We start from the raw sequence: 26884 nt of genomic DNA, 5'->3' as shown, positions 1-26884 counted from the left end.
GCGGGCTAGGTTCGTGAGATGGCCTCCGTCGAATTGACCCTGGACGTCCCGATGACCCCGCAGGACATGTGGGATCACGTCGCGGATCTGTCCGACCTGGGCGACTGGCTGGTCATGCACGAGGGCTGGCGCAGCGAGTTGCCCGACGAGATCGCCGAGGGCACCCAGATCATCGGGGTGGCACGCGCCAAGGGTATGCGCAACCGGGTGACCTGGACGGTCACCAAATGGGACCCGCCGCACGAGGTCGCGATGTCGGGCGCCGGCAAAGGCGGCACCAAATACGGCGTCCGGCTGACGGTCCGGGCCTCCGGCGACGGGTCCGCCCTCGGTTTGCGGCTGGAGTTGGGCGGTCGGGCGTTGTTCGGGCCGGTCGGCTCGGCCGCCGCGCGTGCCGTCAAAGGCGATGTGGAGAAGTCGTTGCGCAACTTCGTCGACCTGTATGGGTAAACCGTCCAAGACACGCTTCGCGACACGCCGAACCCGTGTCGGTAACCGGTCATAGACTGGCCTCCCTATGACGGGTCCGATTCCTCCTCACGCAAGCGTTCGTCGCGAGTCGTCGTTCGTGCACCTGCACAACCACACCGAGTACTCGATGCTGGACGGGGCGGCGAAGATCACGCCGATGCTCGCCGAGGTGGAGCGGCTGGGCATGCCGGCGGTCGGGATGACCGACCACGGAAACATGTTCGGCGCCAGCGAGTTCTACAACGTCGCAACCAAAGCGGGGATCAAGCCGATCATCGGTGTCGAGGCCTACATCGCGCCCGCGTCGCGTTTCGATACCCGACGGGTCTTGTGGGGCGATCCGAGTCAGAAGTCCGACGACGTCTCCGGAAGCGGGTCCTACACGCACCTGACGATGGTGGCCGAGAACGCCGCCGGGCTGCGCAACCTGTTCAAGCTGACCTCGCTGGCCTCATTCGAGGGTCAGCTCGGCAAGTGGTCGCGGATGGACGCCGAGCTCGTCGCCGAACACGCCGAAGGCATCATCGCCACCACCGGCTGCCCGTCCGGGGAGGTGCAGACGCGGCTGCGGCTGGGGCACGACCGTGAGGCGCTGGAGTCGGCGGCCAAGTGGCGTGAGATCTTTGGCCCGGACAATTACTTCCTCGAGCTGATGGACCACGGGCTGTCCATCGAGCAGCGGGTTCGCGAGGGTCTGCTCGAGATCGGGCGCAAGCTCGGCATCCGACCGTTGGCCACCAACGACTGCCACTACGTCACCCGCGACGCCGCTCATAACCACGAGGCGCTGCTGTGTGTGCAGACGGGCAAGACGCTGTCGGACCCCAACCGGTTCAAATTCGACGGCGACGGCTACTACCTGAAGTCGGCCGCCGAGATGCGGCAGATCTGGGACGACACGGTTCCCGGCGCATGCGACTCCACCCTGTTGATCGCCGAGCGGGTGCAGTCCTACGACGAGGTGTGGACGCCCCGCGACCGGATGCCCATCTTCCCGGTACCCGACGGGCATGACCAGGCGTCCTGGCTGCACCACGAGGTGATGGCCGGATTGCGGCGCCGGTTCCCCGACGGGGTCGGCCAGAACTACGTCGACCGGGCCGAGTACGAGATCAAGGTCATCTGCGACAAGGGTTTCCCGTCATACTTCCTGATCGTCGCCGACCTGATCAGCTACGCCCGCTCGGTGGACATCCGGGTCGGGCCTGGGCGCGGATCGGCGGCGGGCTCACTGGTGGCCTATGCGCTGGGCATCACGAATATCGACCCGATTCCGCACGGTCTGCTGTTCGAGCGCTTCCTCAACCCCGAACGCCCGTCGGCACCCGATATCGACATCGACTTCGACGACCGTCGCCGCGGTGAGATGGTGCGCTACGCCGCCGAGAAGTGGGGACACGACCGCGTCGCCCAGGTCATCACCTTCGGCACGATTAAAACCAAAGCGGCGCTGAAGGATTCGGCTCGTATCCACTACGGGCAGCCGGGCTTCGCGATCGCCGACCGGATCACCAAGGCGCTGCCGCCGCCGATCATGGCCAAGGACATTCCGCTGTCGGGCATTACCGATCCCAGCCACGAGCGGTTCAAGGAAGCCGCGGAAGTCCGCAGCCTGATCGAGACCGATCCCGACGTGCGCACCATCTACCAGACAGCGCGCGGCCTGGAAGGGTTGATCCGCAACGCCGGTGTGCACGCGTGCGCGGTGATCATGAGCAGCGAACCGCTCACCGAGGCGATCCCGCTGTGGAAGCGGCCGCAGGACGGGGCCATCATCACCGGCTGGGACTACCCGTCGTGTGAGGCCATCGGCCTGCTGAAGATGGATTTCCTGGGCCTGCGGAACCTGACGATCATCGGCGACGCGCTGGACAACATCAAGGCCAACCGGGGCATCGACCTCGACCTCGAGTCGGTGCCGCTGGATGACAAGCCGACCTACGAGTTGCTGGGCCGCGGCGACACCTTGGGGGTGTTCCAGCTCGACGGCGGGCCGATGCGTGATCTGCTGCGCCGGATGCAGCCCACCGAGTTCAACGACATCGTGGCGGTGCTGGCGCTGTACCGGCCGGGGCCGATGGGCATGAACGCCCACAATGACTACGCCGACCGCAAGAACGGTCGTCAGGCGATCAAGCCGATCCACCCGGAGCTCGAGGAACCACTGCGCGAAATCCTTGCCGAGACTTACGGGTTGATCGTCTACCAAGAGCAGATCATGTTCATCGCCCAGAAGGTCGCCTCCTACACGATGGGTAAGGCCGACGCGCTGCGCAAGGCGATGGGAAAGAAGAAGCTCGAGGTGCTCGAAGCCGAGTACAAGGGCTTCTACGAAGGCATGACCGCCAACGGATTCTCCGAAAAAGCGGTGAAAGCGTTGTGGGACACCATTCTTCCGTTCGCCGGATACGCGTTCAATAAATCGCACGCCGCCGGGTACGGGTTGGTGTCGTACTGGACGGCCTACCTGAAGGCGAACTACCCGGCCGAGTACATGGCTGGCCTGCTGACCTCGGTGGGTGACGACAAGGACAAGGCTGCGGTGTATCTGGCCGACTGCCGCAAGCTCGGCATCACCGTGCTGCCGCCGGACGTCAACGAGTCCCTGGTCAACTTCGCCTCGGTCGGCAAGGACATCCGTTTCGGCCTGGGCGCAGTGCGCAACGTGGGTGCCAACGTGGTGACCTCGTTGATCAAGACCCGCACCGAGAAAAGCAAATTCACCGACTTCTCGGACTACCTGAACAAGATCGACATCTCGGCATGCAACAAGAAGGTCACCGAGTCGCTGATCAAGGCGGGCGCGTTCGATTCGCTGGGGCATGCCCGTAAGGGGCTGTTCCTGGTGCATACCGACGCGGTCGACTCGGTGCTAGGCACCAAGAAGGCGGAGGCGATCGGCCAGTTCGATCTGTTCGGCGGCGGAAACGACGGGATAGACGGCACCGATTCGGTGTTCACCATCAAGGTTCCCGACGACGAGTGGGAAGACAAACACAAGCTTGCCCTGGAGCGGGAGATGCTGGGGCTCTACGTGTCCGGGCATCCGCTCAATGGGGTGGCACACTTGCTGGCCGCTCAGGTCGACACCCAGATCCCGGCTATTCTCGACGGCGATGTGCCCAACGACACTCAGGTGCGGGTGGGCGGCATCCTGGCCTCGGTGAACCGCCGGGTCAACAAGAATGGAATGCCTTGGGCATCAGCGCAATTGGAAGACCTTACCGGTGGCATCGAGGTGATGTTCTTCCCGCACGCGTACTCCGCGTACGGCGCCGACATTGCCGACGACGCGGTGGTGCTGATCAACGCGAAGGTGGCGATTCGTGACGACCGAATCTCGCTGATCGCCAATGAGCTTGTGGTGCCGGACTTTTCCAACGCCCAACCGAATCGGCCGCTGGCGGTCAGCCTGCCCACCCGCCAGTGCACCATCGATAAGGTGAGTGCGCTCAAGCAGGTGCTGGCGCGGCATCCGGGCACTTCGCATGTCCATCTGCGGCTGATCAGTGGCGACCGGATCACGACGCTGGAGCTGGACCAGTCGCTGTGCGTGACGCCCTCGCCCGCGTTGATGGGCGACCTCAAGGAACTACTCGGTCCGGGCTGCTTGGGTAGCTAGCCGCCGACCGGCGTGCCGAGCGCTCTTCTCGCTAGCGGTTTTCCCTTTCGCCTGTGCGATGACGGCCTTCGGTGTGCGACCGCGGCGGTGTTGCCCCGGCGTGTCGCCGCCGCGGCTGCACACCCGCCGCCGCGGCTGCACACTCGACGCCGTGAGCGCACACTCGACGCAGCGGGCGCACACCCGGCGCAGCGGGCGCACACCCGGCGCAGCGGGCGCACACTCGCCGCCGCGGGCGCACACCCGGCGCCACGGGCGCACGGGGTCAGGTCAGGTCGACCCGCACGATGACGCTGTCGTCCCACAGGCCGCGCGCCCGCGCGCGCCGCAACTTTTCCCGCAGCGGTAGGTCGCGGTGCACATTGGTCACGCCCGGAATCTTGAGCAGCGGCACGATGTTCCACTGCCAGCCGTAGCGCTGGTGCAGCAGCCGATTGGCCCGCTCGGCGTCCTGACCGCACAGCAGCGTGGCGCGTCCGGTCAGTGTCGGGGCCCCCTCGTGGACCCGGCCGCGGTAATCACAGGCCGTCAGTTCCACCTCGGGCCGGGCGGTCAACCGCTTAGTCTTGGGGCCCGCCTTGGTCCGGAATACCAGCGCGTCGCCATCCATCGCGAACCAGATGGGGGTGTCGACCGGTGTGCCGTCGCGGCGAAACGTCCGCAGTGACGCGTAGCGGGCGGTGCTGAGTTGCTGAAGGGTATGCATGCTGCCAGTACAGAACTTAAAGTTGACTCTAAGTCAAGCATCCCGGGAGGTCCGAGTGTCGCTGACCATCGGCGAGGTGGCTCGCGAATCCGGCGTCGCCGCGACCACGCTGCGCTATTACGAGCAGATCGGCCTGCTGCCGACGCCGACGCGACAAGGCGGCCAGCGCCGCTACGACGACGCCGTCCTGGCCCGCCTCGAGGTCATCCGACTGTGCAAATCGGCGGGCTTCGCGCTGGACGAGATCCAGCTGCTGTTCGCCGACGACGCGCCCGGTCGTCCGGCCAGCCGCGCACTGGCCGAGGCCAAACTTGCCGAGATCGACGCGCAGATGGCGGCGCTGGCCCGGGCCCGCGACGTGATCGAGTGGGGGATGAATTGCACCTGCCCGTCGATCGACGCCTGCACCTGTGGCATCCATTCCGCCTAGAACTGGTAGCGCAGGATCCGCGCTTTGCGGGCGGAGACTTCGAACATCCCGGACAGCTTGGTGGCGAACCGAATCCAGCCCGGAAAAAGCTCGACCTCCGGCTGGTGGGCCAGGCTGGCCTCTTCGACCAGCGTGAGCGCCGGATTCCATTTTTCGGGCACCCTGGGGTCCTCGAACCCCGGATAACCCCATTGGGCGCCGACGCTGCTGAACATCCGCTGCGGAGCCAACTTGACCGCCAGCCGGCTGATCCAGCCGATCCGGCCGTAGTCGTTGAACGCCAACTGCCCGGAGGTGAAGTACGTCGTGATGCGTCGAAACAGCGCGATCAGCACCGGTTCGGACAGGAAAGCGAACAGCCCGTCGGCGATCACCATGGCCGGCCGATCGGCGGGAATGGTGTTGGGCCAGCTCTGGTCGGCCACCGAGGCGGTCACTACGTGGGCGCGCGCGTTGGTCGGCAGCAGCTGTGCGCGTAACGCGCTGACCCCCGGCAGGTCGATGCTGTACCAGTCGACGGTGTCGGGCGGCCCAACCCGGAACGGGCCGGAATCCAGTCCGGCGCCGAGGTCGACGACGACGGCGTCCGGGTGTTCGGCGGTAAAGGCTCGCACCCGTTCGTCAAGCATCTTGGCGCGCAGCGCCGTTTGGCACACCACGCTCGCGGGGATGCCGAGCCCAGCAAAGTCATAGTCGATTCGCTCGACGATGTTGGCGGCGAGCGTGTCGCCGAGAATCGGCCGGGGCCAGCGGCTGTCCAGTGCCCGGGCGTACTGGGTCAACAACGCGGTCTCCTCGAGCGGCGTGAGGTCGTGCGCGCCAGTACGGGATTGGGACCGCATGATCCGAACGTACTCGGCGCCCGCCCGGGCGGGCAGGCGGCTACCCCGCGAAATCACACATTGTGCTTCGAGCTGGCCAGCCGCGGACGTACGCTCCTCCAGGGGAGGCGGACAAGCGCAGCTGGTCAGCGGCCGTGCCGCACCCGGGTGACATTTGAGGAGAACGGACATGACGACGACCCAATCCGCGGCCGCAACGGTGCGCGCGGCATGACCGACGGGCGGCTCGCGACGGCACGGGAACTCGGACGCGCCGGCCTCCGAAAAGTGTTGCAGCGCAGCGGGGTTATCGAGGAATCGGGGTCACCGCTAGCTACCGATCCGCCCGCGGTGGCACGGCTGCTGGGCGCGCCGTGGTACGACGAGCGGCTGACCAGGTTGGCCGACGAACTCGGTCGCGACACCACCGAGGTGCGCGCCGAGGCCGTCGGGTACCTGCGCGAGATGGCGGCCTCGCTGGACAAGCGGGCGGTGCAGGGCTGGCGCGGATTCAGCCGTTGGCTGATGCGGGCCTACGACGTGTTGGTGGACGAGGATCAGATCGCGCAGCTGCGCAAGTTGGATCGCAAAGCGACGTTGGCGTTCGCCTTCTCGCACCGCTCGTACCTGGACGGCATGCTGCTCCCGGAAATGGTACTGGCCAACCGGCTCTCACCCGCGCTGACCTTCGGCGGGGCGAACCTGAACTTTTTCCCGATGGGCGGGTGGGCCAAGCGCACCGGCACCATCTTCATCCGCCGCCAGACCAAAGACATTCCGGTGTACCGCTTCGCGTTGCGCGCCTACGCCGCGCAGCTGGTGCAGGACCGCGCGAACCTGGCCTGGTCGATCGAGGGTGGACGGACCAGGACGGGCAAGCTGCGTCCGCCGGTCTTCGGCATTCTGCGTTACATCACCGATGCCGTCGACGAAATCGACGGTCCCGAAGTGTATTTGGTGCCGACCTCGATCGTCTACGACCAGCTGCACGAGGTCGAGGCGATGACCACCGAGGCCTACGGCGCGGTGAAGCGGCCGGAGGATCTGCGATTCCTGGTCGGGTTGGCCCGCCAGCAAGGCAAGCGGCTCGGTCGGGCCTACCTGGACTTCGGCGAACCGCTGCCGCTGCGCAAGCGCCTCGAGGAGATGCGCGGCGACGAGGTGGGGACCGGGACCCAGATCGAACGCATCGCGCTCGACGTCGAGCACCGGATCAACCGCGCGACGCCGGTCACGCCCACCGCGGTGGTGAGCCTGGCGCTGCTGGGAGCGGACCGGTCGCTGTCGATCAGCGAGGTGCTGGCCACCGTGCAACCGTTGGCCAGCTACATCACGGCGCGCAACTGGGCCGTCGCCGGGGCGGCGGACCTGACGAATCGCTCCACCATCCGCTGGACGCTGCATCAGCTGGTCGCCTCGGGCGTGGTCAGCGTCTACGACGCCGGCACCGAAGCGGTGTGGGGGATTGGCGCGGACCAGCACCTGGTTGCCGCGTTCTACCGCAACACCGCGATCCACATCCTGGTCGACCGCGCGATCGCCGAGACGGCGTTGCTGGCCGCGGTGGAACACGCCACGCACTCGGCGGACGGCATGGTGTCGCCGGTGACCGTGCGCGACGAGGCGCTCAACCTCCGGGAGTTGCTGAAGTTCGAGTTCCTGTTCTCGGGGCGGGCCCAGTTCGAAAAGGAGCTGGCCGACGAAGTCCGGCTGATCGGGCCGGTCGAGGACACCAGCACGCCCGCCGCTGCCGCCGAAGTGCGCAGCTTGCTCGAATCGGCCGACCTGCTGCTGGCACATCTGGTGTTGCGGCCGTTCCTCGACGCCTACCACATCGTCGCCGACCGGCTGGCCGCCTTGGAGGACGAGGAGCTCGACGAGGACGAGTTCCTGGCCGACTGCCTGGAGCTGGGCAAGCAGTGGGAACTGCAGCGTCGGATCACCAGCGCCGAGTCCAGGTCGATGGAGCTGTTCAAGACGGCGCTGCGGCTGGCCCGGCACCGTGAACTGGTCGACGGCGGCGACCGCGAGCATATCGCCAAGCGCCGTCAGGAGTTCGCCGACGAGATCGCGACCGCGACGCGACGGGTCAACGCGATCGCCGAGCTGGCCCGGACCCGGCTGATTCCGGCGCTGGACTGATCCCAGCGTTGAGCGGGTCGATCCGCATAAAGTGGTGGGCATGCCACTCACTGGAGAGTACGAACCGTCGCCCTGGGATTGGTCGCGGGAACAAGCCGAGAAGTACGCCGAGTCCGGCGGAACTGAGGCCGCCGACATGAAGGGCAAGCCCATCATCTTGCTGACCACGGTCGGGGCCAAGACCGGCAAACTCCGCAAGACGCCGCTGATGCGCGTCGAGCACAACGGCGAATATGCCGTCGTCGCCTCGCTCGGTGGGGCCCCGAAGCACCCGGTCTGGTACTACAACATCGCCAAGAACCCGCGCGTCGAGCTGCAAGACGGGCCGGTCACCCGGGATTACGAGGCGCGCGAGGTGTTCGGCGACGAGAAAGCCGTGTGGTGGGAGCGGGCCGTGGCGGCCTGGCCGGACTATGCGGAATACCAGAAGAAGACCGAACGCCAGATTCCGGTGTTCGTGTTGACCCCGGTGGACTGAGCCGATTAGGCAGGTGGCGGGGGGTGCGTGGCACCATTGATCGGTGTCCGCGTCACTGAGCCAGAGCCCGAGCATGTCACCGCTGCCTGTCCTGACCGCGGCCGACATTGACGCTGCGGCCGAGCGAATTGCGGCGGTGGTCACGCCCACCCCGTTGCAGTACAGCGACCGGCTGTCGGCGATCACCGGTGCGCAGGTCTACCTGAAGCGGGAAGACCTGCAGGTGGTGCGGTCCTACAAGCTGCGCGGTGCCTACAACCTGCTGGTACAGCTGTCCGCGGAGGAGATCGGCGCCGGGGTGGTCTGCTCCTCGGCGGGCAACCACGCCCAGGGCTTCGCCTATGCGTGCCGCACCCTCGGGGTCCGTGGCCGCGTCTACGTGCCGGCCAAGACGCCCAAGCAAAAGCGGGACCGGATCCGCTATCACGGCGATGGCTTCATCGAGCTGATCGTGGGCGGTTCCACCTACGATCTGGCCGCCGAGGCCGCGCTGCAGGACGTCCAGCGCACCGGTGCCACGCTGGTGCCGCCGTTCGACGACGTCCGCACCATGGCCGGCCAGGGCACCATCGCCGTCGAGATGCTGGACCAGCTCGACAAGCTCGGGGTGGGGGAGCCGGATATGGTCGTCGTCCCTGTCGGCGGGGGTGGGTGCATCGCGGGCATCACGACCTATCTGGCCGAGCGGACGTCGAGCACCGCGGTGCTGGGCATCGAGCCGGCCGGCGCCGCGGCGATGATGGCCGCGCTGGCCGCCGGTGAGCCGGTCACCCTGGACCACGTGGACCAGTTCGTCGACGGCGCCGCGGTGAAGCGGGCGGGAGCACTGCCGCATGCCGCGCTGGCCGCCGCGGGCGACATGGTCTCGATCACGACGGTCGACGAGGGCGCGGTGTGCACCGCGATGCTCGACCTCTACCAGAACGAGGGCATCATTGCCGAGCCGGCGGGCGCGCTGTCGGTGACCGGACTGCTGGAGGCCGAGATCGAACCCGGCTCCACGGTCGTCTGCCTGATCTCGGGCGGCAACAACGACGTCTCCCGCTACGGCGAGGTGCTCGAGCGGTCGCTAGTCCACCTCGGTCTCAAGCACTACTTCCTCGTCGACTTTCCGCAGGAACCCGGCGCGCTGCGGCGATTCCTCGACGAGGTGCTCGGACCCAACGACGACATCACCCTGTTCGAGTACGTCAAGCGCAATAACCGGGAAACCGGTGCAGCGCTGGTCGGGATCCAGCTCGGCTCGTCGGCCGACTTGGACGACCTGGTCGCGCGGATGCGCGAGACCGAGATCCACTTCGAGAAACTGCAGCCGGGCTCGCCGGCCTACCGCTACCTGCAGCTGTGATCCCTCACCGCGAGTACCGCGTCAGGTAGCCGGGCGCGACGATCGCCGGATCGAGGTCGTCGGCGGGAACCGGGACGCCGGCGCGCACGGTCAGCGGAACCACGCCGGCCCAGTGCGGCAGTGTGCAATCCTCCGGTTCGTCAACGGGCCCACCGGCACGGACCTTGGCCGACACCTCGGCTAGGTCCAGCGCGAGCACCGCGGTGGCCGCCAATTCGCGCGTGTTCGGCGCCCGGCAGTCCTCGGCCCGGCCCGCGGCGACGTGGTCGAGCAGCGCGCCCAAGGCGCGCCGCTTCTCCGCGGGATCGTCGACCCGCCGCGCATCCCCCACGGCCACCACCGAGCGGTAGGCGAGCGAATGGTGCAGCGCCGAACGGGCCAGTACCAGGGCGTCGACCAGGGTGGCCGTGACGCACACCGGCAGGCTGGACCGGGCGCTCAGCATCGGTCGGCTGCCGGTGGAACCGTGCAGGTACAAGGTCTCCCCGAGGCGTGCGTGGGTGGTCGGCAACACGACCGGCCGCCCGTCCGCGACGTAGCCGAGGTGACAAATCAGGGCCTCGTCGAGGATGCGATGGACGGTGGGGCGGTCGTAGCGCGCGCGCTCCTGGTAGCGGCTGGGTGTCGTTCGGGGCGTGGGAAGGTAGTCCATCGTGTTGCCTTCACTATTGTAATAGTACATACTGATAAACGTGCCAGTACAATTCAGCATAGCGGGCACGGGGGCGGAATCGATAGCCGCTAGCGTCGAACAAGGCATATCGAGCGGCGCGCTGGCGCCGGGCGACGCCTTGCCGCCGGTGCGGGAGCTCGCCGGGCAACTGGGCGTGAACCCCAACACCGCCGCCGCGGCCTACCGTCTGCTGCGCGATCGCGGGGCCGTCGAAACCTCCGGGCGACGGGGCACCCGGGTGCGGCACCGTCGCGCAACCACGCCTCGCTCGTTGCTGGCCCTGGACGTTCCCGCGGGCGTCCGCGATCTGTCCACCGGCAACCCGGACCCCGCGCTGCTGCCGATTAGTACCGTGCGGCAATGGCATTCGCGACGGCGACCGGTGCTCTACGGCGAACCGGCCGTGTCGGCAGAGCTTTGGCGGCATGCCCGCGCCGCGCTGAGTGCCGACGGTATTCCCGCCGAACACGTGGCGGTCACCAGCGGGGCGCTAGACGGCATCGAGCGGGTGCTCACCGCGCAGTTGCGCCCCGGCGACCGGGTGGCCGTCGAGGATCCAGGCTGGGCCAACCTCTTGGATGTGATTGCCGCGCTAGGGCTTTCGGTTGACCCGGTGCGGGTGGACGACGACGGCCCGCTGGTCGCCGACGTCGACCGGGCGTTGAGCCGCGGTGTCCGTGCGCTGGTGGTCACCACCCGCGCGCAAAACCCGACCGGCGCGGCGCTGTCCGCGTCGCGCGCCGCCGAACTGCGGACGCTGCTGGGCCGCCGAGCCAATGAGCTGCTGGTCGTCGAGGACGATCACTGTGCGGGGATATCCGGCGTGCCCCTGCACGCACTGGCCGGATCGACCAGTCATTGGGCGTTCGTGCGGTCGGCGTCGAAGGCGTACGGGCCCGACCTGCGGGTAGCCGTGCTGGCCGGAGATCGGCGCACCGTCGAGCGGGTGCACGGGCGGCTGCGGCTAGGGCCGGGGTGGGTAAGCCACCTGCTGCAAGACCTTGCGGTGCGCATGTGGGCCGACGACTCGGTATCCCGTCGCATTCACCAGGCCGAGGAGCGCTACCGCGGCAGCCGGGTGCGCCTAATTGCCGCGTTGGCCCGCCACGGCGTCGTCGCGCACGGTCGCTCCGGGCTGAACGTGTGGATCCCGGTTCCCGACGAGACGGTCGCGATCGCCCGGTTGATCACCGCGGGTTGGGCGGTGGCGCCCGGCAGCCGGTTCCGGATCGATAGCGCGCCCGGAATCCGGGTCACCATCGCCGATTTGGCCGACGCCGAGATCGATCCGCTCGCCGCCGCCGTCGCCGGGGCACTGCGCACGGACGGGCGCGCGAGTGTCTGAGGCTTTGCCGGATCGGCTTATAGGGCGTGCCGGCTCAGCCAGATTTTGATCGTGTCCGCGACAGTCGCCCAGCCGGGTTCGAGCATGAGTTGGTGGCCCATGCCGGGCATGAAGACGGGTTGGGTGTGGTAGGACTTGGCCGTCCGGCGTACGTCGCTCTGGTTGTAGATCCGGTCCTTTTCGCCGCCGATCACGAGCACGGGGGTGCTGCCCTTGTGGGTGCGCACCAGTTTGCCCGCGACCATGTCGAAGAAGATCGCGCGATCGCTGTCGGGCTGCAACCGCGCCGCGAAGCTGGCAGCGAGCTCCTCGGAAGCGGTGTCGCCGAAAAAGAGTTCTCGCGCCCCCGCCGCCGAGGACCCGTACAGGTGAGTCGGATTGCCGGTGAGGGAGAACCTGGTGCAGCCCCAGGGACGCCGGGCCATCGATCGGAGCAGCGAACGTAGCTGGCCGCGCGGCGGTGCGGAGCCCATGAGTACGGCGGCGGGCAGTTCACGACCCTCCAGGTACTTTTGCACCACGAATCCGCCCATTGAATGCCCGACTAGCACCGGCATTGCGGAAAGCTTGTCCACCACAGACGCCACATCGCTGAGGTAGTGCGAAATCGACCAGAGCCGTGATGGCTTGGCCGGGGCACTTTCGCCATGACCGCGCATGCTCAGCGCTACCGCGCGAAAGCCTTGTGCGGCAAAGAAATCGAGAAAGTTCACATCCCAGCACCAGCCCGCCTGCCACGCACCGTGCACGAACAGCAGCGGAGCCGGATGCTGCGGGGTGACTTGTCCTTTGTCGATTACTTCGAGCATCGGAGTCTCTTTCCGTATGTGAGATTTCAGGACGAATTCACCGGGCCTGCACGGCTCACCGCAATGCGGCACCCCAGCGAACCTGCTGGCGCAGTCGGCTTTTGAGCAGCTTGCCGGCGGCGTTGCGGGGCAGCGGGTCGGAAACCACGGTGACGTACTGGGGGATCTTGTAGTCGGAGAGGTGGTTGCTGCAGTAGTCGATGACCGCGGACACGTCGATGTCCTGCCGGCCACCGAACAGGACGGCACCGACCTTCTCGCCCATGACATCATCGGGGACGGCCAACACACACGCGTCCGCGACGTTGGGCGCCGAGCCGAGCACCGCCTCAACCTCGACGCTGGACACGTTTTCGCCGCCGCGGTTGATGATGTCCTTGAGCCGATCGATGACGTAGACGCGGCCCGCCGCGTCGATGCGGACCACGTCGCCGGTGCGCAGCCAGCCATCGATGATCGTCTCGGCCGTAGCCTGCGGCTGGTTCCAATAGCCCGCGGTGACGTTGGCGCCCCGGGCAACGAGCTCGCCGACCGTCGGATCGTCTCCGAAGGGCAGGATCCCGAGGTCCACCGACGGCACGGCATAGCCGACGGAATCCGCGTAGTTGACGGCCTCCGCGTCGGGCAGCACCGTCAGCAGCGAGGCCGTCTCGGTCATGCCGTACCCGTTGAACGCCTCCGCCACCGGGAACGCACCCTTCAACCTGCCCACCAACGGTGGGGCGATCGGCGCACCGCCGTAGCCGACCCAGCGCACCCCGGACACATCGCTTCCGGCAAACGCCTTGTGCCGCAACAACAGCGAGTAGATAGCGGGAACGCTCACCAAAAACGAGATTCGCTCGCCGGCGAGTGCGTGAACCAGCGCGTCGACGTTCAGCGTGGGCATGATCACCGCCGCGCCGCCGAGGTAGGCGGCGCCAAGAAGCTGGGGGCAACATCCGGTCACATGGAATAACGGCACCGAGATCAGGGTGCGTAGCTCCGCACCGGCCGGCAGCGCGACGCTGCGCGCACCGTTCTCGGCGGCGGTGAGAAAGGCCTGATGGGTGGTCGGTACCCCCTTGGGGCGGCCCGTGGTCCCCGAGGTATAGAACAGCGCTGCGGTGTCTGTAGCGGTCAATCGGTCGGTCACGTACCGCGCGCCGTCGGGCAACGGTGTGTCGGGTGTGAGGTTCACCCGGGCATCGGCGTCGGTCAGCACGAAGTCGGCTTCGGATCGATCTGCCCGGGTGTTGACCAAGGTCGCGATGCCGCCTGCCATTACCGTGCCCCAGAAGGCCAGCACCCAGTTGAGGCCCGCGGGATAGCGCACCGCCACCCGGTCACCCGCCGCCAGGCCCGCGGCGCGCAGACCGCCCGCAACCCGCGCGGCACGGTCCCACAGCTGCCGATACGTCATGCGACCACCGCCGAGCTCGACGATCGCCTCGCTGTCCGGGTGGTCGTCGACCCGTGCCGCCAGCATCTCCAGCAGGGTGGCGGGCAATGGGTCGTAATACCGCACGCCGCTGCTGTCACGGCGGATACCGGCAGTCGGAAACGGATTGCGGTCGCGGGGAATTTCGCGGACGTGTTGCGCCGCGACGGTGTTTGCGGTGCGGCCGGTGTGCAGCGACGGTTCGGCGTCAGAAATTGGCACTGGCGATCATGGTCCTTCATCAAGGGGACAGTGCGGGGAACCGCGTCGCACCTGCGCACTTACCGCGAGGTTCCCACGGCGACGAAACGGTGGAGACGCTTCGCCTCGGCGCCTAAGCTGTGTACGGCGTATACATTAAGACGCAATGTAAGCATTGTCTACATGACGGAGTATGTGATCTCGCTCATGCCGAAGCCGCATTACCACCACGGGGATCTGGCCGCCGCATGCGTGCGCGCGGCGATGGAACTGCTCGAGGAAGACGGTGGCACGGCGGGACTTTCGCTGCGGGGGGTGGCGCGCCGGGCCGGGGTGTCTGCGGGTGCGCCGTATCGGCACTACGCGGATCGCGACGCCCTCATCTCCGCCGTCGCCGCGGTCGGCTACCGCGAGCTGGCCGAATGCATGGCCCGCGCGCATCCGGCACCCGCGACCCCCGAAGAACTCGTGGCGATCGGCACCGCATACGTCGAGTTCGCGGTGCGCCGGCCCGCGCTGTTTCAGATGATGTTCGGCGCACCCTGCGACCGGGAAAATGCCGAACGAGTCGCGGCGACCATGGCGATCTGGGAACTCGTCAGCGGCGGGGTCCGGAGAACCTATCCGGATTCCGATGTCGAGGCGATGTCCAATGCGGTCTGGAGCCTGGTGCACGGGTTGGCGTTCCTGCACCTCGACGGCAAATTCGACGCCTCGGACCCCGCGGCCGTGTCGGGCCGGGTAGGCGCCGCGATCCGGGCGATTTTGACTGCCAGCTATCAACCAGCGTCCGTCTAGCGGCGTGACGCGGTAGGTGTTACGGCAGGCGTATTACGGCCACCGAATGGCCTTGCAGCACCGTGCCGTCGCTGCTCGCGGACGGCTCATCCCAGGCAAGGATGACTTCGCCGGCCACCGGAACGGCTACCGGTTCGGTGCCCAGGTTGCACGCGATGCGAAATTGTCCGCGGGACAATACGATCCAGCGCAGTTCCTCGTCGTAGTCGACAGCGAGGTGGTCCAACCACGGGTCGGCCAGGTCGGGCTCCTTGTGGCGCAGGGTGATCAGGTCGCGATAGAAATTCAGCAACCGGTCATGCGGTGCGGCACCGAGCTCGGCCCAGTTCAGTTTGGAGCGTTGGAATGTTTCCGGGTCCTGCGGATCGGGAATATCGTCGGCGTCCCAGCCGTGCTCAGCGAACTCAGCCTTGCGCCCCTCGGCGGTGGCCCGGGCCAGCTCCGGCTCGGGATGCGAGCTGAAGAACTGGAACGGCGTCGACGCTCCCCATTCCTCGCCCATGAAAAGCATTGCGGTGTACGGGGATCCGAGCGCCAGGGCGGCCTTGATGGCCAGCTGGCCGGGGTTGAGGTTCTGCGACGGCCGGTCACCGAGGGCGCGGTTGCCGACCTGATCGTGCGTGCAGGTGTAGGCGAGTAACCGGCTGGCCGGTATCGCGTGGGTGTCCAGCGGCCGACCGTGCCGACGGCGGCGGAACGACGAATAGGTGCCGGCGTGAAAGAACCCGCGCCGCAACGTGTCCGCGAGCGTGGCCAGCGAACCGAAGTCGGCGTAATAGCCCTGGCGTTCGCCGGACACCGCGGTGTGGATGGCGTGATGGATATCATCAGCCCATTGCGCAGTGATGCCGTAGCCGTAATGATCGCGCGGGGTGATCAGCCGCGGATCGTTCAGGTCACTCTCGGCGACCAGCGACAGCGGTCGGCCCAGTTGCTCGGCGAGCCAATCCGTTTCGGTGGCCAGCTCTTCAAGGATGTGTACGGCGGTGGTGTCGACCAGGGCATGCACCGCGTCCAGCCGCAAACCGTCGGCGTGGAAGTCGCGCATCCAGCGCAGCGCGCAGCCGATGATGTAGCGGCGCACCTCGTCGGAGTCGGCGTCGGCGATGTTGATGCCTTCACCCCAGGGGTTGCTGCCCGACGATAGATACGGGCCGAACCGGGGCAGATAGTTCCCGGACGGACCCAGATGGTTGAACACCGCGTCGATCAGCACACCCAAACCGCGTGCGTGGCAGGCGTCGACGAGTCGCACCAAACCGTCCGGACCACCGTACGGTTCGTGCACGCTGTACCACAACACCCCGTCGTATCCCCAACCGTGGGTGCCGGCGAAGGAGTTGACCGGCATCAGCTCGACGAAATCGACGCCCAGATCGACCAGATAGTCCAGTTTTTCGATGGCGGCATCAAAGGTGCCCGCCCGGGTAAAGGTGCCAATATGCAGCTCGTAGATCACGGCACCGTCCAGTGTCCGGCCGGGCCAATCACCGTCGGTCCATGCGGCACTCGCCGGGTCCCACAACTGCGATCGCTCGTGCACCCCGTCGGGCTGGCGAGCCGAGCGCGGGTCGGGCAACACGGTGGGGTCGTCGTCAAGCAGGTATCCGTAGCGGGCGTCGCTGCCGGCGTCGACGACAGCGTGCCACCAGCCGTCCCGGGTGCGGGTCATCGCATGCACGGTGCCCCCGACGTCGAGCCGGACCTGCTCGGGTTTAGGGGCCCAGACGCGGAATTCAGTCACGGTGGCGCTCCAGCAGCACGACGGGCAGGTCGGCGAACAATTGGGCAGCCGACGTCGGCCCATCCGCGATGGCCCCAGTGAGAGTGTCTTTCCAGGTGCCCTCCGGCAGCGACAACACGGTATTCCTCCAGCCCTTTTCAGCTAGCCGCACGGTCCAGCGGGTGACCGCGACCACGATGTCGTCACCCCGGCGAAACGCCAGCAGGTGGTCGGCGGCATCGCCATCGGCGAGCACGGGAACATACGCGCCGTGGCGGAAGGTGTCCGGGTGGGCGCGGCGCACGCGCAACGCCGTGGTGACCACCCGCATCTTGGGGTGTTCCAGGGCGGCGAGCGCGGCGCGGCGAGCGGCATAATCCACAGGGCGGCGGTTGTCCGGGTCGACGAGGCTGTCATCCCAAAGCTCGGTGCCCTGGTAGACGTCGGGGATGCCCGGCACGGTCAACGCGAGCAGCTTCTGACCCAGCGCGTCGCTGGCGCCGTGTGGATTCAGTTGGGCGACAAGCTCAGTCAGTTGGCCGGCCACCGGCCCGTCCAACACGGTGTCTAGCCATCGATGGACGGCATCCTCGAACGCGGCGTCCGGCTCGTTCCACGAGGTGTGCAGGGCGGCTTCCCGGATGGCCTTTTCGGCGTAGGTGTGCAGCCGGCCACGCAATTCGTCGGTGATCTCTCCGCTGACCGGCCACAGACCGAAGATGTTCTGCCACAAGAACTGTCCGGTTACCGGATCGGGGGAGGATGCCCGAACTTCCCAGCGTGCGACGAACTCCGTCCACAACGACGGAACCTGTGACAGCACGCCGATGCGGGCGCGCACGTCTTCGCCGCGTTTGGTGTCGTGGGTGGACAGCGCGCTCATGGCCTGTGGCCACAGCCGCGCCCGCGTGACGGCCCGGTGGTGGAACTCCGCCGCGCCGACGCCGAACCGGTGCGGCTCGCCGCCGACTTCGTTGAGTGACACCAGCCGGGCGTCGCGGTAGAACAGGCAGTCCTCCACCGCCTTGGCCGTGACGGCGCCGCACAGCTGCTGCAGCCGGGTGGCGGGCTCGCCGCCGTGGGCGAGCGCAGCGGCGAGCACCTGCAAGGCGGGGCCCAGTTCCGGTTGCGCGGACTGGGTTTCGGCCAGCGCGGTGGGCAGAACGGCACTCAGACTCAGGTAGTCGCTGCGGTAGACATCGATGTGGCTGAGCAGTTGGGCAATTGCGTCGGGCAGCTGGGGATGATCGGTGCCGGCCGCCGCCGCGACGGCGCGTCGCAGCCTGGCCAGCTCGCTGCCCAGGGTCTCGGTAGCTACCTGCACTTTGAGGTCGGCCAGCTGCCGCGGCATGCCGTGATAGTCGACACCCGCGGACTCGACGAGTTCGGTCAGCGCCGGCGCCCCGGCGGGGTCGACGAACACCCCGCCCACCTCGCGCAGCACGTCGTAGCCTGTCGTGCCCTGGATCGGCAGCGTAGCTTCCAAAGCCTCGTCGACCGCCAGGATCTTCTCGATCACGATCAACGCGTCCGGTCCGAGCAAGTCGCGCAGCCACGCCAAATACCCGGTGGGATCGGATAATCCGTCGGGGTGGTCGATGCGTACCCCGTCGACGAGTCCCTCCTGAACCCACCGGGCGACCTCGGCATGGCTGGCCTCGAACACCGCCCGGTCCTCCTGGCGCAGGCCGGCCAGCGAGGTGATCGAAAAGAATCGGCGATAGCCGACGATGCCGTTGCGCCAGCCCACCAGCCGGTAATGCTGGCGATAGTGCACCTGCGGTCCGGTTCCGTCCCCGGTTCCTGGCGCGATCGGCAGCGTCAGGTCACCCAGCCGCAGCAGGTCGCCGTCCACCTTCAGGTCGGCGACGTCGTCATCGGAACCCAGGACCGGCAGCACAATCCGACCTTGCTCGTCCAGATCCCAGTCAATGTCGAAAAACGTTGCGTACGAAGAGGACCGGCCGTGCCGCAGCACGTCCCACCACCATGGGTTCTGAGTGGGCTGGTCGACTCCGACGTGGTTAGGCACGATGTCGACGATCAACCCGAGGCCGCGTTCGGCCGCCGCGGCCGACAGTCGCGCCAGGCCGTCAGGCCCGCCCAGCTCCGGTGAGACCGTGGTCGGGTCGGTGACGTCATACCCGTGCGTCGACCCGGTGACGGCGGTCAGGATGGGCGACAGGTACAGATGCGACACCCCGAGTTCGTCAAGGTAATCCAGCAGGTGTTCGGCGTCGGCGAACGTGAACGCGTCGCCGCTGGCCGGACCGCGCAGCTGCAACCTGTAGGTGGACAGCACCGGAAAGACCATGTACTAGGCGGTCTTCCGCATAATCAGCACCGAGCGGCCCGGGATGGTCAACGTTTCCTCCGCCGTGACGACTTGGCCGGCGTCCCCGGTGGGACAATTGGTGTCGAGTTCAACGGTCCATTCCTGCGCGTAGTCCTCGCTGGGCGTAATAAATTCGACATCCCGGTCGTGGGCGTTGAAGCACAACAGGAACGAATCGTCGACCACACGTTCTCCTCTGGCGTTGGGCGCGGTGATGGCCTCGCCGTTGAGGAACACTGCCACGCATTTGTCGAAGGCCTGGTTCCAGTCCTCGTGGGTCATCTCCCGGCCGGACGGCGTCAGCCAGGCGATATCGCGCGCTTCGTCACCGCTGCGGATCGGCTGGCCGTCGAAGAACCTCCGCCGCCGAAACACTGGGTGTTTCTTGCGCAGCTTGGTCGCCCGGCGGGCGAAAGTCAGCAGATCGGGATTCTTATCCACCAAAGACCAGTCCATCCAAGCCAATTCGGAGTCCTGGCAGTAGGCGTTGTTGTTGCCCAGCTGGGTGCGCCCCAACTCGTCGCCGTGCGCGATCATCGGGGTGCCCTGGCTCACCATCAAGGTGGCCCAGAAATTGCGCATCTGCCGACAGCGCAGCTCGACGATCTCCGGGTCGTCGGTGGCGCCTTCCACTCCGCAGTTCCAGGACCTGTTGTGGCTCTCGCCGTCGCGGTTATCCTCGCCGTTGGCCTCGTTGTGCTTCTCGTTGTAGGAGACCAGGTCGTTGAGGGTGAACCCGTCGTGCGCGGTGACGAAGTTGATGCTGGCGCTGGGCCGTCGACCGGTCGCCTCATACAGGTCCGACGACCCGGTCAGCCGGGACGCGAACTCGCCCAGGGTTGCGGGCTCGCCCCGCCAGTAGTCACGCACAGTATCGCGGTACTTCCCATTCCACTCGGTCCACAAACCCGGGAAATTCCCCACTTGATAGCCACCCTCGCCGACGTCCCACGGTTCGGCGATCAATTTGACCTGGCTGACGACTGGATCTTGTTGCACCAGATCAAAGAACGCACTCAATCGGTCCACGTCGTGCAACTCCCGGGCCAGGGTGGCGGCCAGGTCGAAGCGGAATCCGTCGACGTGCATCTCGGTCACCCAGTAGCGCAGCGAGTCCATGATCAGCTGCAGCACGTGCGGGTGGCGAGGGTTCAGGCTGTTACCGGTGCCGGTGTAATCCTTATACAGCCGCAGGTCCTCGTCGACGAGCCGGTAGTAGGCGCGGTTGTCGATGCCGCGGAAATTGATGGTCGGACCCAGGTGATTGCCTTCGGCAGTGTGGTTGTAGACCACGTCGAGGATGACTTCGATGCCGGCTTCGTGCAGGCTGCGCACCATCATCTTGAATTCGGCGACCGCGCCGCCCGCCTGCCGGTTGGACGCGTATTGGTAGTGCGGTGCGAAGAACCCGAATGTGTTGTATCCCCAGTAGTTTCGCAGCCCGAGGTCGAGCAGTCGCTGGTCGTGCATGAACTGGTGTACGGGCATCAGTTCCAGTGCGGTGACGTTGAGGGACTTCAGGTGGTCGATGATTGCCGGATGCGCCAGCGCGGCGTAGGTACCCCGCAGTTCCTCGGGGATGCCGGGATGGGTTTTCGTCAGACCCTTGACATGGGCCTCGTAGATCACCGTCTCGTGATACGGCGTCAGCGGTGCACGGTCGAACGCCCAGTCGAAGAACGGGTTGATCACGACACTGGTCATGGTGTGGCCCAGCGAGTCGATCATCGGGGGAGTGCCGGTGATCGCGCTGTCGCCGTTGGGGTCGATCGCGGTGAGGTCGTAGGAGAACAGCGCCTGGCCGAAGGTGAAGTCTCCGTCGAAGGACTTTCCGTACGGATCAAGCAGCAGCTTGCTCGGATCGCACCGATGGCCGGCCGCCGGATCGAACGGACCGTGCACCCGAAACCCGTAGCGTTGCCCCGGGGTGATGTTGGGCAGATATGCGTGCCAGACGTAACCGTCGACCTCGTCCAACGGGATCCGCGATTCGTTGCCGTGCTCGTCGATCAGGCACAGGTCGACCTTTTCGGCAATTTCGGAGAACAGCGAAAAGTTAGTGCCCGCGCCGTCATAGGTGGCGCCGAGGGGATAGGCGTCCCCTGGCCAGACGGTGGGCATTGTGGGTGTGGGCTGAGCCGGTGCAGCACCCGAAGCTGCGGCCGGATCGGAACCCGGATTGGTTGACGGCACTATTCGACCTTATCCGCGGCGGACTGTCCTGGCTGAGCTACCACCAGCCGGTCGCGGCCGCGATCTGAAGGCCGAGCTCGTGGGCCATCGTGCGCATGTAGGTGGGGGTCAGGTGATGAGCGCCGTGGTAGATCAACACATTTCCTTCGACCGGTCGACAAACGTCGGTGCGGCAGATGGCATCTGACATGTCGAGCACCTTGAGAAGCGGAAACTGCTCGACGAAGTCGAGGGTTTGGTTGCGGTCGGAGAGCAACTCGGAGCGTTTGATCGAGCAGGATGCCACAGTGGCACCCTTTTTGGCTAGGCAGTCCGCGGGGTCGAACGGTTGACCGTTCTTGACCAGCCACGGGGTGTCGCGCATACCGAGGATCGGAATGTTGTTGTCGGACAACGTTTGCCAGATGCCAATGTATGTCGCGGGCATCACGTCACCGCTTTTGATGTTCCACGGGCGAGTGGTGGTGGTGAAGACGTAGTCGGGTCGGTCGGCGACCAATTTGTCCATCGTGCGTTGCACCCACTCGCGACATTGCGGGTAGGGGGCGTTGTTGCCCATGATCAGCGGGACCTGCTCGGTCGACAACGGACAGCCCATTTTGAGATATGTCACAACTTTGAAGTGGTGGGCGTGTCCAAGCAGGTCCAGTGCCGGCAGCCAGTGCTCGGCGTGCGAGCCGCCGGCCAGCGCGATTGTCCGGGAAGCGGCTTGGTCGCCGTAGATGCAGTTGACCACCGCCGGGTTGACGAAGTCACTGATGCAGCCGTCCGGGGTAGAGGCCGGCAGATCGTCCCTGACCTCTAAGACGCTGGGTCGCATCGGCAGTTTGGGTACCCGGACGTGTTCGGTGAGGGCGCGGGCGCCGGGGTAGTCCTGCGGGTTGAGCACGCTGAGTTCCTTGCCCGCGGCCCGCAACACGGTGACGTGTTGACGCCAGGTGAATGAGGTGGCGGTCAGGGTGATGCCCAGCAACACGACCAACGAACCCAACGCCATCGTCGGTCGGCGCCATCCCGCCCACCAGGGCCTGGACGGCGTGCCCGTCGCCCGCTGCGATCCCTGCGGCGCGCGGTAGCGCAGCGGGTCCTCGACGAGGCGGGTGGTCAGGTATGCCAGCATCCCGGAGATCAACAGCACTACCGAGCCTTCGAGGAAGTTGGCGTGCTTGTGGCCGCTGTAGGAAAGCCAGAAGATCAGCAGGGGCCAGTGCCACAGGTATAGCGAGTAGGCGATTGCGCCCAGGTCGACCAGCGGCCGGGTCGCCAGCAGCCGATTGGGCACCGGCATTCGGTCGCCGGTGCCGCCAGCGCCCAGGTTCGCCCCGGCCAGGATCATCAGCATGGTGGCCCCGACCGGCACCAGGGCCCACGGGCCGGGGAATTCGTCGACGCCGTCGATCAACGCCCCGCAGGACACGATTGCGGTGAGCGCGACCGTGGCGACGGCGGTGCGCAGCCACATCGGCCACCGGATGTACGTCACGACCGCGCCGATCAGTGCGCCCAGCAGCAGCTCCCAGCCGCGGGCGAAGCTGTTGTAGTAGGCGACCGCCTGGTCGTCGGCGTGCGCGAAGATCGCATAGCCGAACGACGCCACCGTCAGCACGCTCAGCAGCACCAGGAACAGGGTGCGCAGGTGCGCCTTGAGCAGGCGGCGGAACGCCACTGTGCAGCCGAAGATCAGCAACAGAAAGGTGACGTAGAACTGTCCCTGGACCGACATCGACCAGATGTGTTGCAGCGGGCTCACCGCTTCGCCGGCACGCAAATAATCCGATGCGGTGTTCGCCAACTCCCAGTTCTGGTAGTAGCCGAGGCTGGCCAGGCTCTGGTCGGCGAACGTCTCCCAGCGTGTTTGCGGTTGCACGAGGATGGTGAGCACGGCGCACCCCGCCAACACCACGACGAGGGCCGGAACCAGCCGGCGAATCAGCCGGGTGATCTCCGCGACGGGGGACAACGACACCGCGGGGTTGAGCGCGGCGCGCAGGATCTTGCCGCCGAAGAAGAATCCGGACAGTGCCAGGAACACGTCCACACCGCCGGAGACCCGGCCGAACCAAATGTGGAACATCGCGACCAGCGTGATCGCGATCCCGCGCAAGCCGTCGAGGTCGTAGCGGTAGAACCCCTGAGACCCCTTGGTCGGCGCGCCGCCAGCGGCCGGGTTTGCGGCAGCGGCGGAGTGCGGAGACGGTGACGAGATCTGCATGGTCACCGTTAATTTACCGAAAACCGCCACCTGCGCCTGACCATGTGCCTTTCGGCGAGGCGGTCCAGCGGAGCAGGTGGCGGTGTTCGGGAGGCTGTGAACCTACTGCGTGGTACCCGTCGGTGCCGGCTGCAACAGCGCCTGCAGGTTCGGTAGCTGCGGCATTTGCGGCAGCTGCGGCAGCTGGGGTTGTGCCGGTTGCTGCAGCGGGGCTTGGCCCTGGAGCTGCTGCAACGGGGCCTGCTGCACCGGAGGTTGCTGCAACGGCGCTTGCTGGGCCGGGAGCTGTTGCGTCGGCGCTTGCTGGGTCGGCGGCTGCTGCAGGGGCGCCTGCTGGGCCGGCGCTTGCTGCACCGGCGCCTGCTGCAGCGGTGTTTGCAGCGGCGCCTGCGCGCCGAGGACCCGGACCAGGTACGGCGTCATGCCGTTGGTACGCACTGGCGACACCTGGACGACGTCACCTACCTCGAGCATCTGGTTGTTGCCCAGGTACATGGCGACGCTTTGAGTGCCTTCGGGACCGTAGAAGATCAGGTCACCCTTCTGTGCTTGCTGCGGCAGCACCTTCTGCCCGACCCGATAAATCGCCCCGGAGGACCGCGGCAGCTTGATGCCGGCGCCGGCGTAGGCGTATTGCATCAGGCCGGAGGCGTCGAAGCCGACGGTGTTGATGCCGGTGCCGGTGCCGCGGGTGGGGCCGTTGATCCCGCCGCCCGCCCACGAGAACGGCACGCCGCGCTGCGACAGGCCGCGGGCGATCACCACGTCAGTGACCTGCTGGTAGTCCGTTGCCCGGATACCGGGGTCGGCCGCGGCGATCACCGGGGCGGTGGCCATCGGCGCCGCCAAGATGGCGAGGCCGACAGCAAACGAATAGATGCGCTTCATGGGGGAGTTCCGCCCTTCCTGAACTCTGTCGGGTCAAGGCCTCGGCGCGGTAGGTCGCGTCGGCCGCCGTGCGATGACTCGCGACGACCCGAGGGTCGAACGCCGCCTCCTTGCGGGGACGTGAATCAGTCGGTTAACCCGGTGAGTCACACCAGTCACTACAGACACTTTTACAACAGAAGCGCGCACCCGAAAATAGCTGCTGAGCTCCACGAAAGATTTTTTGTCGGACCGTGACCGGACGGAGACCGCCGAGCCCAAATCTTTATCCGCAGTTGTGATTTCGGTCTCACGCCGGTACCCGATCGCAACGGGCGCACGACCGGTTGCGGTCAGTGCCAGTAACGGGAACTGAACACGGTGAGCGAGTCGCCGATGGCGGAACTGACCATGATGATCGCCAGCGACAGCACCGGCCAGAAGGACATGTACCAGCCCTTGAGCAGCGAAACGAACGGGCCGATCCCGGCAGCTGCGATTGCCGCGCCAATACCGCCCCACACCACCGGGTAGATGTAAACGTCAATCTGGAAGGGCACCATCCCGCACGTTTCGTCCGAGCACACCTCGCTGAGGAAGCCGTACAGCCGGGTCGGCCACGTCGTCGCCGTTGCCAGGACAACCAGCAGCACCACCAAAGTGACCGTCGCGATCAAGTCCCAGGGCGCCACGCGAACCCGCACGACGCGAGTCTTCGCGGCATCAGTGTCGTTGTCGCCGTAGGGCATTGGCTGGAATTCGACCGCGCCGTCCGGCTGAGGGGATGCGCGCCGGGGGCCGGGGCGGTCGCCAGCGTGCGGGTCCTCGAACGGGTAGGGCAATGCCATGCCGATAGATGCTCCCCGATGGCCGGGTTTTGTGCGAGCCGGCTGCTTTACGCTCGGTCTCTATGCCTGCGGCAAGATCCGGGTTGACGCCCGAGCAAATCAGCGCCATCGACGCCGCGCACCTGTGGCATCCCTACAGCACCATTGGCAGTGAAACCGTCACGCCGGTGGTCGCGGTCGGCGCCCGCGGCCCCTGGTTGAGGCTGGTCACTGGAGGCGCCCCGATCGAGGTGCTGGACGCGATGAGCTCGTGGTGGACGGCGATCCATGGGCACGGGCATCCGGTGCTGGATGCGGCACTGGCCAGCCAGTTGAACACCATGAATCACGTCATGTTTGGCGGCCTGACCCATGAGCCGGCGGCCCGGCTGGCGCAATTGCTGGTGGACATCACCCCGGCCGGCCTCGAGACGGTGTTCTTCAGCGACTCGGGCTCGGTGTCGGTCGAGGTCGCGGTCAAGATGGCGTTGCAGTACTGGCGCAGCCGGCAACGCCCAGCTAAACACCGGCTGATGACCTGGCGGGGCGGCTACCACGGGGACACCTTCACCCCGATGAGCGTCTGCGACCCCGACGGCGGCATGCACTCACTGTGGACCGACATCCTGGCGCGGCAAGTGTTCGCGCCGCAGGTGCCCCGCGAATATGACGCGGCCTACGGTGCGGCGTTCGAGGAGCAGCTGGCCCGGCACGCCAGTGAGCTGGCGGCGGTGATCGTCGAACCCGTCGTCCAGGGCGCTGGCGGCATGCGGTTTCACGATCCGCGCTACTTGCGCGACTTGCGCGACATCTGCGATCGGCACGAGGTGCTGCTGATCTTCGACGAGATCGCCACCGGATTCGGTCGCACCGGGCAGTTGTTCGCCGCCGACCATGTCGGCGTCAGCCCGGACATCATGTGCGTCGGCAAGGCCCTGACCGGCGGTTACCTGAGCCTGGCGGCCACGCTGTGCACCACCGACATCGCTCACACGATCAGCACCGGGGAGGCCGGCGCGCTGATGCACGGCCCGACGTTCATGGCCAACCCGCTGGCCTGCGCGGTGTCGGTGGCCAGCGTGGAGGTGCTGCTGGAACAGGACTGGCGATCGCGCATCGCCGACATCTCGGCGGGCCTGGCGTCCGGGCTCGAGGCCGCGCGTGTCCTGCCCGGCGTCGCCGACGTGCGGGTGTGCGGGGCCATCGGTGTCGTCGAATGCGAAAAGCCCGTCGACTTGGCCGTGGCCACCCCGGCGGCGCTCGACCACGGCATCTGGCTGCGCCCGTTCCGCAACCTGATCTACGCGATGCCGCCCTACATCTGCGGGCCCGCCGAGATCGCCCAGATCACCTCGGCCATGGTCGAGGTGGCACGTCTCGTTGGCTAACCAGGCGATGCGCTGCGCCCGGCGTCGCCGCGCTGGCGATCGCCGCGGGGCTTGATGGTGGCTGCGCTGCGCCCG

Annotated in this window: 20 protein-coding genes; 9 read left to right on the top strand and 11 right to left on the bottom strand. The window is 66.8% G+C overall.

Annotated elements, in window-relative coordinates; all coding sequences use genetic code 11:
- Nucleotides 1-18 precede the first annotated feature (18 nt).
- Nucleotides 19-450 carry a type II toxin-antitoxin system Rv0910 family toxin gene (locus G6N33_RS00660; RefSeq protein ID WP_044511517.1) on the top strand — a complete coding sequence of 144 codons (432 nt, stop codon included), beginning with the start codon at nucleotides 19-21 and terminating at the stop codon, nucleotides 448-450.
- Nucleotides 451-517: 67 nt separating this feature from the next.
- Nucleotides 518-4093: a DNA polymerase III subunit alpha gene (gene dnaE, locus G6N33_RS00655; protein WP_044511518.1), complete on the top strand. Its 3576-nt coding sequence runs from the start codon at nucleotides 518-520 to the stop codon at nucleotides 4091-4093.
- Between the two features lie 265 nt (nucleotides 4094-4358).
- Here dnaE and G6N33_RS00650 read toward each other — a convergent pair whose 3' ends face one another.
- Complete coding sequence (locus G6N33_RS00650) at nucleotides 4359-4799, bottom strand: PPOX class F420-dependent oxidoreductase (RefSeq protein ID WP_044511520.1); 441 nt, start codon at nucleotides 4797-4799, stop codon at nucleotides 4359-4361.
- Here G6N33_RS00650 and G6N33_RS00645 point away from each other — a divergent pair.
- Complete coding sequence (locus G6N33_RS00645) at nucleotides 4798-5229, top strand: MerR family transcriptional regulator (protein WP_081662276.1); 432 nt, start codon at nucleotides 4798-4800, stop codon at nucleotides 5227-5229. The two genes, G6N33_RS00650 and G6N33_RS00645, sit on opposite strands and share 2 nt — an antisense overlap.
- Here G6N33_RS00645 and G6N33_RS00640 read toward each other — a convergent pair.
- Nucleotides 5226-6071 (bottom strand): class I SAM-dependent methyltransferase, encoded by an 846-nt coding sequence (locus G6N33_RS00640; protein WP_044513321.1) that lies wholly within the window; start codon nucleotides 6069-6071, stop codon nucleotides 5226-5228. The two genes, G6N33_RS00645 and G6N33_RS00640, sit on opposite strands and share 4 nt — an antisense overlap.
- 210 nt (nucleotides 6072-6281) lie before the next feature.
- Between G6N33_RS00640 and G6N33_RS00635 the strand changes: the two genes are divergently transcribed.
- Genes G6N33_RS00635 through ilvA form a run of 3 tightly spaced genes read left to right on the top strand, consistent with a single transcriptional unit; the run spans nucleotide 6282 to nucleotide 10018 of the window.
- Nucleotides 6282-8192: a lysophospholipid acyltransferase gene (locus G6N33_RS00635; protein ID WP_044513322.1), complete on the top strand. Its 1911-nt coding sequence runs from the start codon at nucleotides 6282-6284 to the stop codon at nucleotides 8190-8192.
- Nucleotides 8193-8232: 40 nt separating this feature from the next.
- Nucleotides 8233-8670, top strand: a complete 438-nt coding sequence (locus tag G6N33_RS00630) for a nitroreductase family deazaflavin-dependent oxidoreductase (RefSeq protein WP_044511523.1) — start codon at nucleotides 8233-8235, stop codon at nucleotides 8668-8670.
- Between the two features lie 43 nt (nucleotides 8671-8713).
- Complete coding sequence (gene ilvA / locus G6N33_RS00625) at nucleotides 8714-10018, top strand: threonine ammonia-lyase IlvA (protein WP_044511524.1); 1305 nt, start codon at nucleotides 8714-8716, stop codon at nucleotides 10016-10018.
- A gap of 4 nt (nucleotides 10019-10022) precedes the next feature.
- Here ilvA and G6N33_RS00620 read toward each other — a convergent pair whose 3' ends face one another.
- Entirely contained in the window at nucleotides 10023-10700 is a 678-nt protein-coding gene (locus tag G6N33_RS00620; protein ID WP_044511525.1) for a pyridoxamine 5'-phosphate oxidase family protein, read from the bottom strand.
- 10 nt (nucleotides 10701-10710) lie between these two features.
- Between G6N33_RS00620 and G6N33_RS00615 the strand changes: the two genes are divergently transcribed.
- A complete protein-coding gene (locus G6N33_RS00615; RefSeq protein ID WP_044511526.1) occupies nucleotides 10711-12036 on the top strand; it encodes an aminotransferase class I/II-fold pyridoxal phosphate-dependent enzyme in 1326 nt (441 codons plus the stop codon).
- Between the two features lie 17 nt (nucleotides 12037-12053).
- Here G6N33_RS00615 and G6N33_RS00610 read toward each other — a convergent pair whose 3' ends face one another.
- Together G6N33_RS00610 and G6N33_RS00605 are read right to left on the bottom strand one after the other, a co-directional pair.
- Nucleotides 12054-12845: an alpha/beta hydrolase gene (locus G6N33_RS00610; protein ID WP_044511527.1), complete on the bottom strand. Its 792-nt coding sequence runs from the start codon at nucleotides 12843-12845 to the stop codon at nucleotides 12054-12056.
- A gap of 55 nt (nucleotides 12846-12900) precedes the next feature.
- Nucleotides 12901-14460, bottom strand: a complete 1560-nt coding sequence (locus tag G6N33_RS00605; RefSeq protein ID WP_044513323.1) for a class I adenylate-forming enzyme family protein — start codon at nucleotides 14458-14460, stop codon at nucleotides 12901-12903.
- A gap of 189 nt (nucleotides 14461-14649) precedes the next feature.
- Between G6N33_RS00605 and G6N33_RS00600 the strand changes: the two genes are divergently transcribed.
- Complete coding sequence (locus G6N33_RS00600; protein WP_196806437.1) at nucleotides 14650-15264, top strand: TetR/AcrR family transcriptional regulator; 615 nt, start codon at nucleotides 14650-14652, stop codon at nucleotides 15262-15264.
- Nucleotides 15265-15283: 19 nt separating this feature from the next.
- Here the strand turns inward: G6N33_RS00600 and treZ are convergent, their stop codons facing one another.
- The 6 genes from treZ to G6N33_RS00570 form a co-directional block, all read right to left on the bottom strand.
- Complete coding sequence (gene treZ, locus G6N33_RS00595; protein ID WP_044511528.1) at nucleotides 15284-17008, bottom strand: malto-oligosyltrehalose trehalohydrolase; 1725 nt, start codon at nucleotides 17006-17008, stop codon at nucleotides 15284-15286.
- The gene (treY, locus tag G6N33_RS00590) at nucleotides 17001-19301 is read right to left on the bottom strand and encodes a malto-oligosyltrehalose synthase (RefSeq protein WP_044511532.1); all 2301 of its coding nucleotides are present in this window, start codon (nucleotides 19299-19301) and stop codon (nucleotides 17001-17003) included. Before treY ends, treZ begins: the two co-directional genes overlap by 8 nt.
- A 3-nt stretch (nucleotides 19302-19304) precedes the next feature.
- The gene (gene glgX / locus G6N33_RS00585) at nucleotides 19305-21443 is read right to left on the bottom strand and encodes a glycogen debranching protein GlgX (protein WP_044511533.1); all 2139 of its coding nucleotides are present in this window, start codon (nucleotides 21441-21443) and stop codon (nucleotides 19305-19307) included.
- 109 nt (nucleotides 21444-21552) lie between these two features.
- Nucleotides 21553-23727, bottom strand: coding sequence for an acyltransferase family protein (locus G6N33_RS00580; RefSeq protein ID WP_101528857.1), 2175 nt, complete (start codon nucleotides 23725-23727; stop codon nucleotides 21553-21555).
- Between the two features lie 102 nt (nucleotides 23728-23829).
- Nucleotides 23830-24615, bottom strand: a complete 786-nt coding sequence (ripD, locus tag G6N33_RS00575; RefSeq protein ID WP_044511535.1) for an NlpC/P60 family peptidoglycan-binding protein RipD — start codon at nucleotides 24613-24615, stop codon at nucleotides 23830-23832.
- 332 nt (nucleotides 24616-24947) lie between these two features.
- A complete protein-coding gene (locus G6N33_RS00570; RefSeq protein WP_044513327.1) occupies nucleotides 24948-25343 on the bottom strand; it encodes a hypothetical protein in 396 nt (131 codons plus the stop codon).
- 161 nt (nucleotides 25344-25504) lie between these two features.
- On the opposite strand from G6N33_RS00570, the gene G6N33_RS00565 reads away from it, so the two are divergent.
- Nucleotides 25505-26809, top strand: coding sequence for an adenosylmethionine--8-amino-7-oxononanoate transaminase (locus G6N33_RS00565; protein WP_101528858.1), 1305 nt, complete (start codon nucleotides 25505-25507; stop codon nucleotides 26807-26809).
- Nucleotides 26810-26884: the final 75 nt, after the last annotated feature.

This window comes from Mycobacterium simiae (assembly GCF_010727605.1).
Lineage (GTDB): Bacteria > Actinomycetota > Actinomycetes > Mycobacteriales > Mycobacteriaceae > Mycobacterium > Mycobacterium simiae.
Note: the sequence above shows the minus strand (reverse complement) of the source record. Positions and strands in the feature narration are given on the sequence as shown.

Excerpts from the sequence above, each read along its gene's own strand:
- G6N33_RS00580 (WP_101528857.1), bottom strand. The coding sequence starts at position 23,727 with ATGCAGATCTCGTCACCGTCTCCGCACTCCGCCGCTGCCGCAAACCCG.
- dnaE (WP_044511518.1), top strand. The coding sequence starts at position 518 with ATGACGGGTCCGATTCCTCCTCACGCAAGCGTTCGTCGCGAGTCGTCG.
- ripD (WP_044511535.1), bottom strand. The coding sequence starts at position 24,615 with ATGAAGCGCATCTATTCGTTTGCTGTCGGCCTCGCCATCTTGGCGGCG.
- glgX (WP_044511533.1), bottom strand. The coding sequence starts at position 21,443 with ATGCCCACCGTCTGGCCAGGGGACGCCTATCCCCTCGGCGCCACCTAT.
- G6N33_RS00600 (WP_196806437.1), top strand. The coding sequence starts at position 14,650 with ATGACGGAGTATGTGATCTCGCTCATGCCGAAGCCGCATTACCACCAC.
- G6N33_RS00640 (WP_044513321.1), bottom strand. The coding sequence starts at position 6,071 with ATGCGGTCCCAATCCCGTACTGGCGCGCACGACCTCACGCCGCTCGAG.
- G6N33_RS00650 (WP_044511520.1), bottom strand. The coding sequence starts at position 4,799 with ATGCATACCCTTCAGCAACTCAGCACCGCCCGCTACGCGTCACTGCGG.
- G6N33_RS00645 (WP_081662276.1), top strand. The coding sequence starts at position 4,798 with ATGCTGCCAGTACAGAACTTAAAGTTGACTCTAAGTCAAGCATCCCGG.
- G6N33_RS00620 (WP_044511525.1), bottom strand. The coding sequence starts at position 10,700 with ATGTACTATTACAATAGTGAAGGCAACACGATGGACTACCTTCCCACG.
- G6N33_RS00660 (WP_044511517.1), top strand. The coding sequence starts at position 19 with ATGGCCTCCGTCGAATTGACCCTGGACGTCCCGATGACCCCGCAGGAC.
- G6N33_RS00635 (WP_044513322.1), top strand. The coding sequence starts at position 6,282 with ATGACCGACGGGCGGCTCGCGACGGCACGGGAACTCGGACGCGCCGGC.
- G6N33_RS00570 (WP_044513327.1), bottom strand. The coding sequence starts at position 25,343 with ATGCCCTACGGCGACAACGACACTGATGCCGCGAAGACTCGCGTCGTG.
- G6N33_RS00610 (WP_044511527.1), bottom strand. The coding sequence starts at position 12,845 with ATGCTCGAAGTAATCGACAAAGGACAAGTCACCCCGCAGCATCCGGCT.
- G6N33_RS00565 (WP_101528858.1), top strand. The coding sequence starts at position 25,505 with ATGCCTGCGGCAAGATCCGGGTTGACGCCCGAGCAAATCAGCGCCATC.
- G6N33_RS00630 (WP_044511523.1), top strand. The coding sequence starts at position 8,233 with ATGCCACTCACTGGAGAGTACGAACCGTCGCCCTGGGATTGGTCGCGG.
- treY (WP_044511532.1), bottom strand. The coding sequence starts at position 19,301 with ATGGTCTTTCCGGTGCTGTCCACCTACAGGTTGCAGCTGCGCGGTCCG.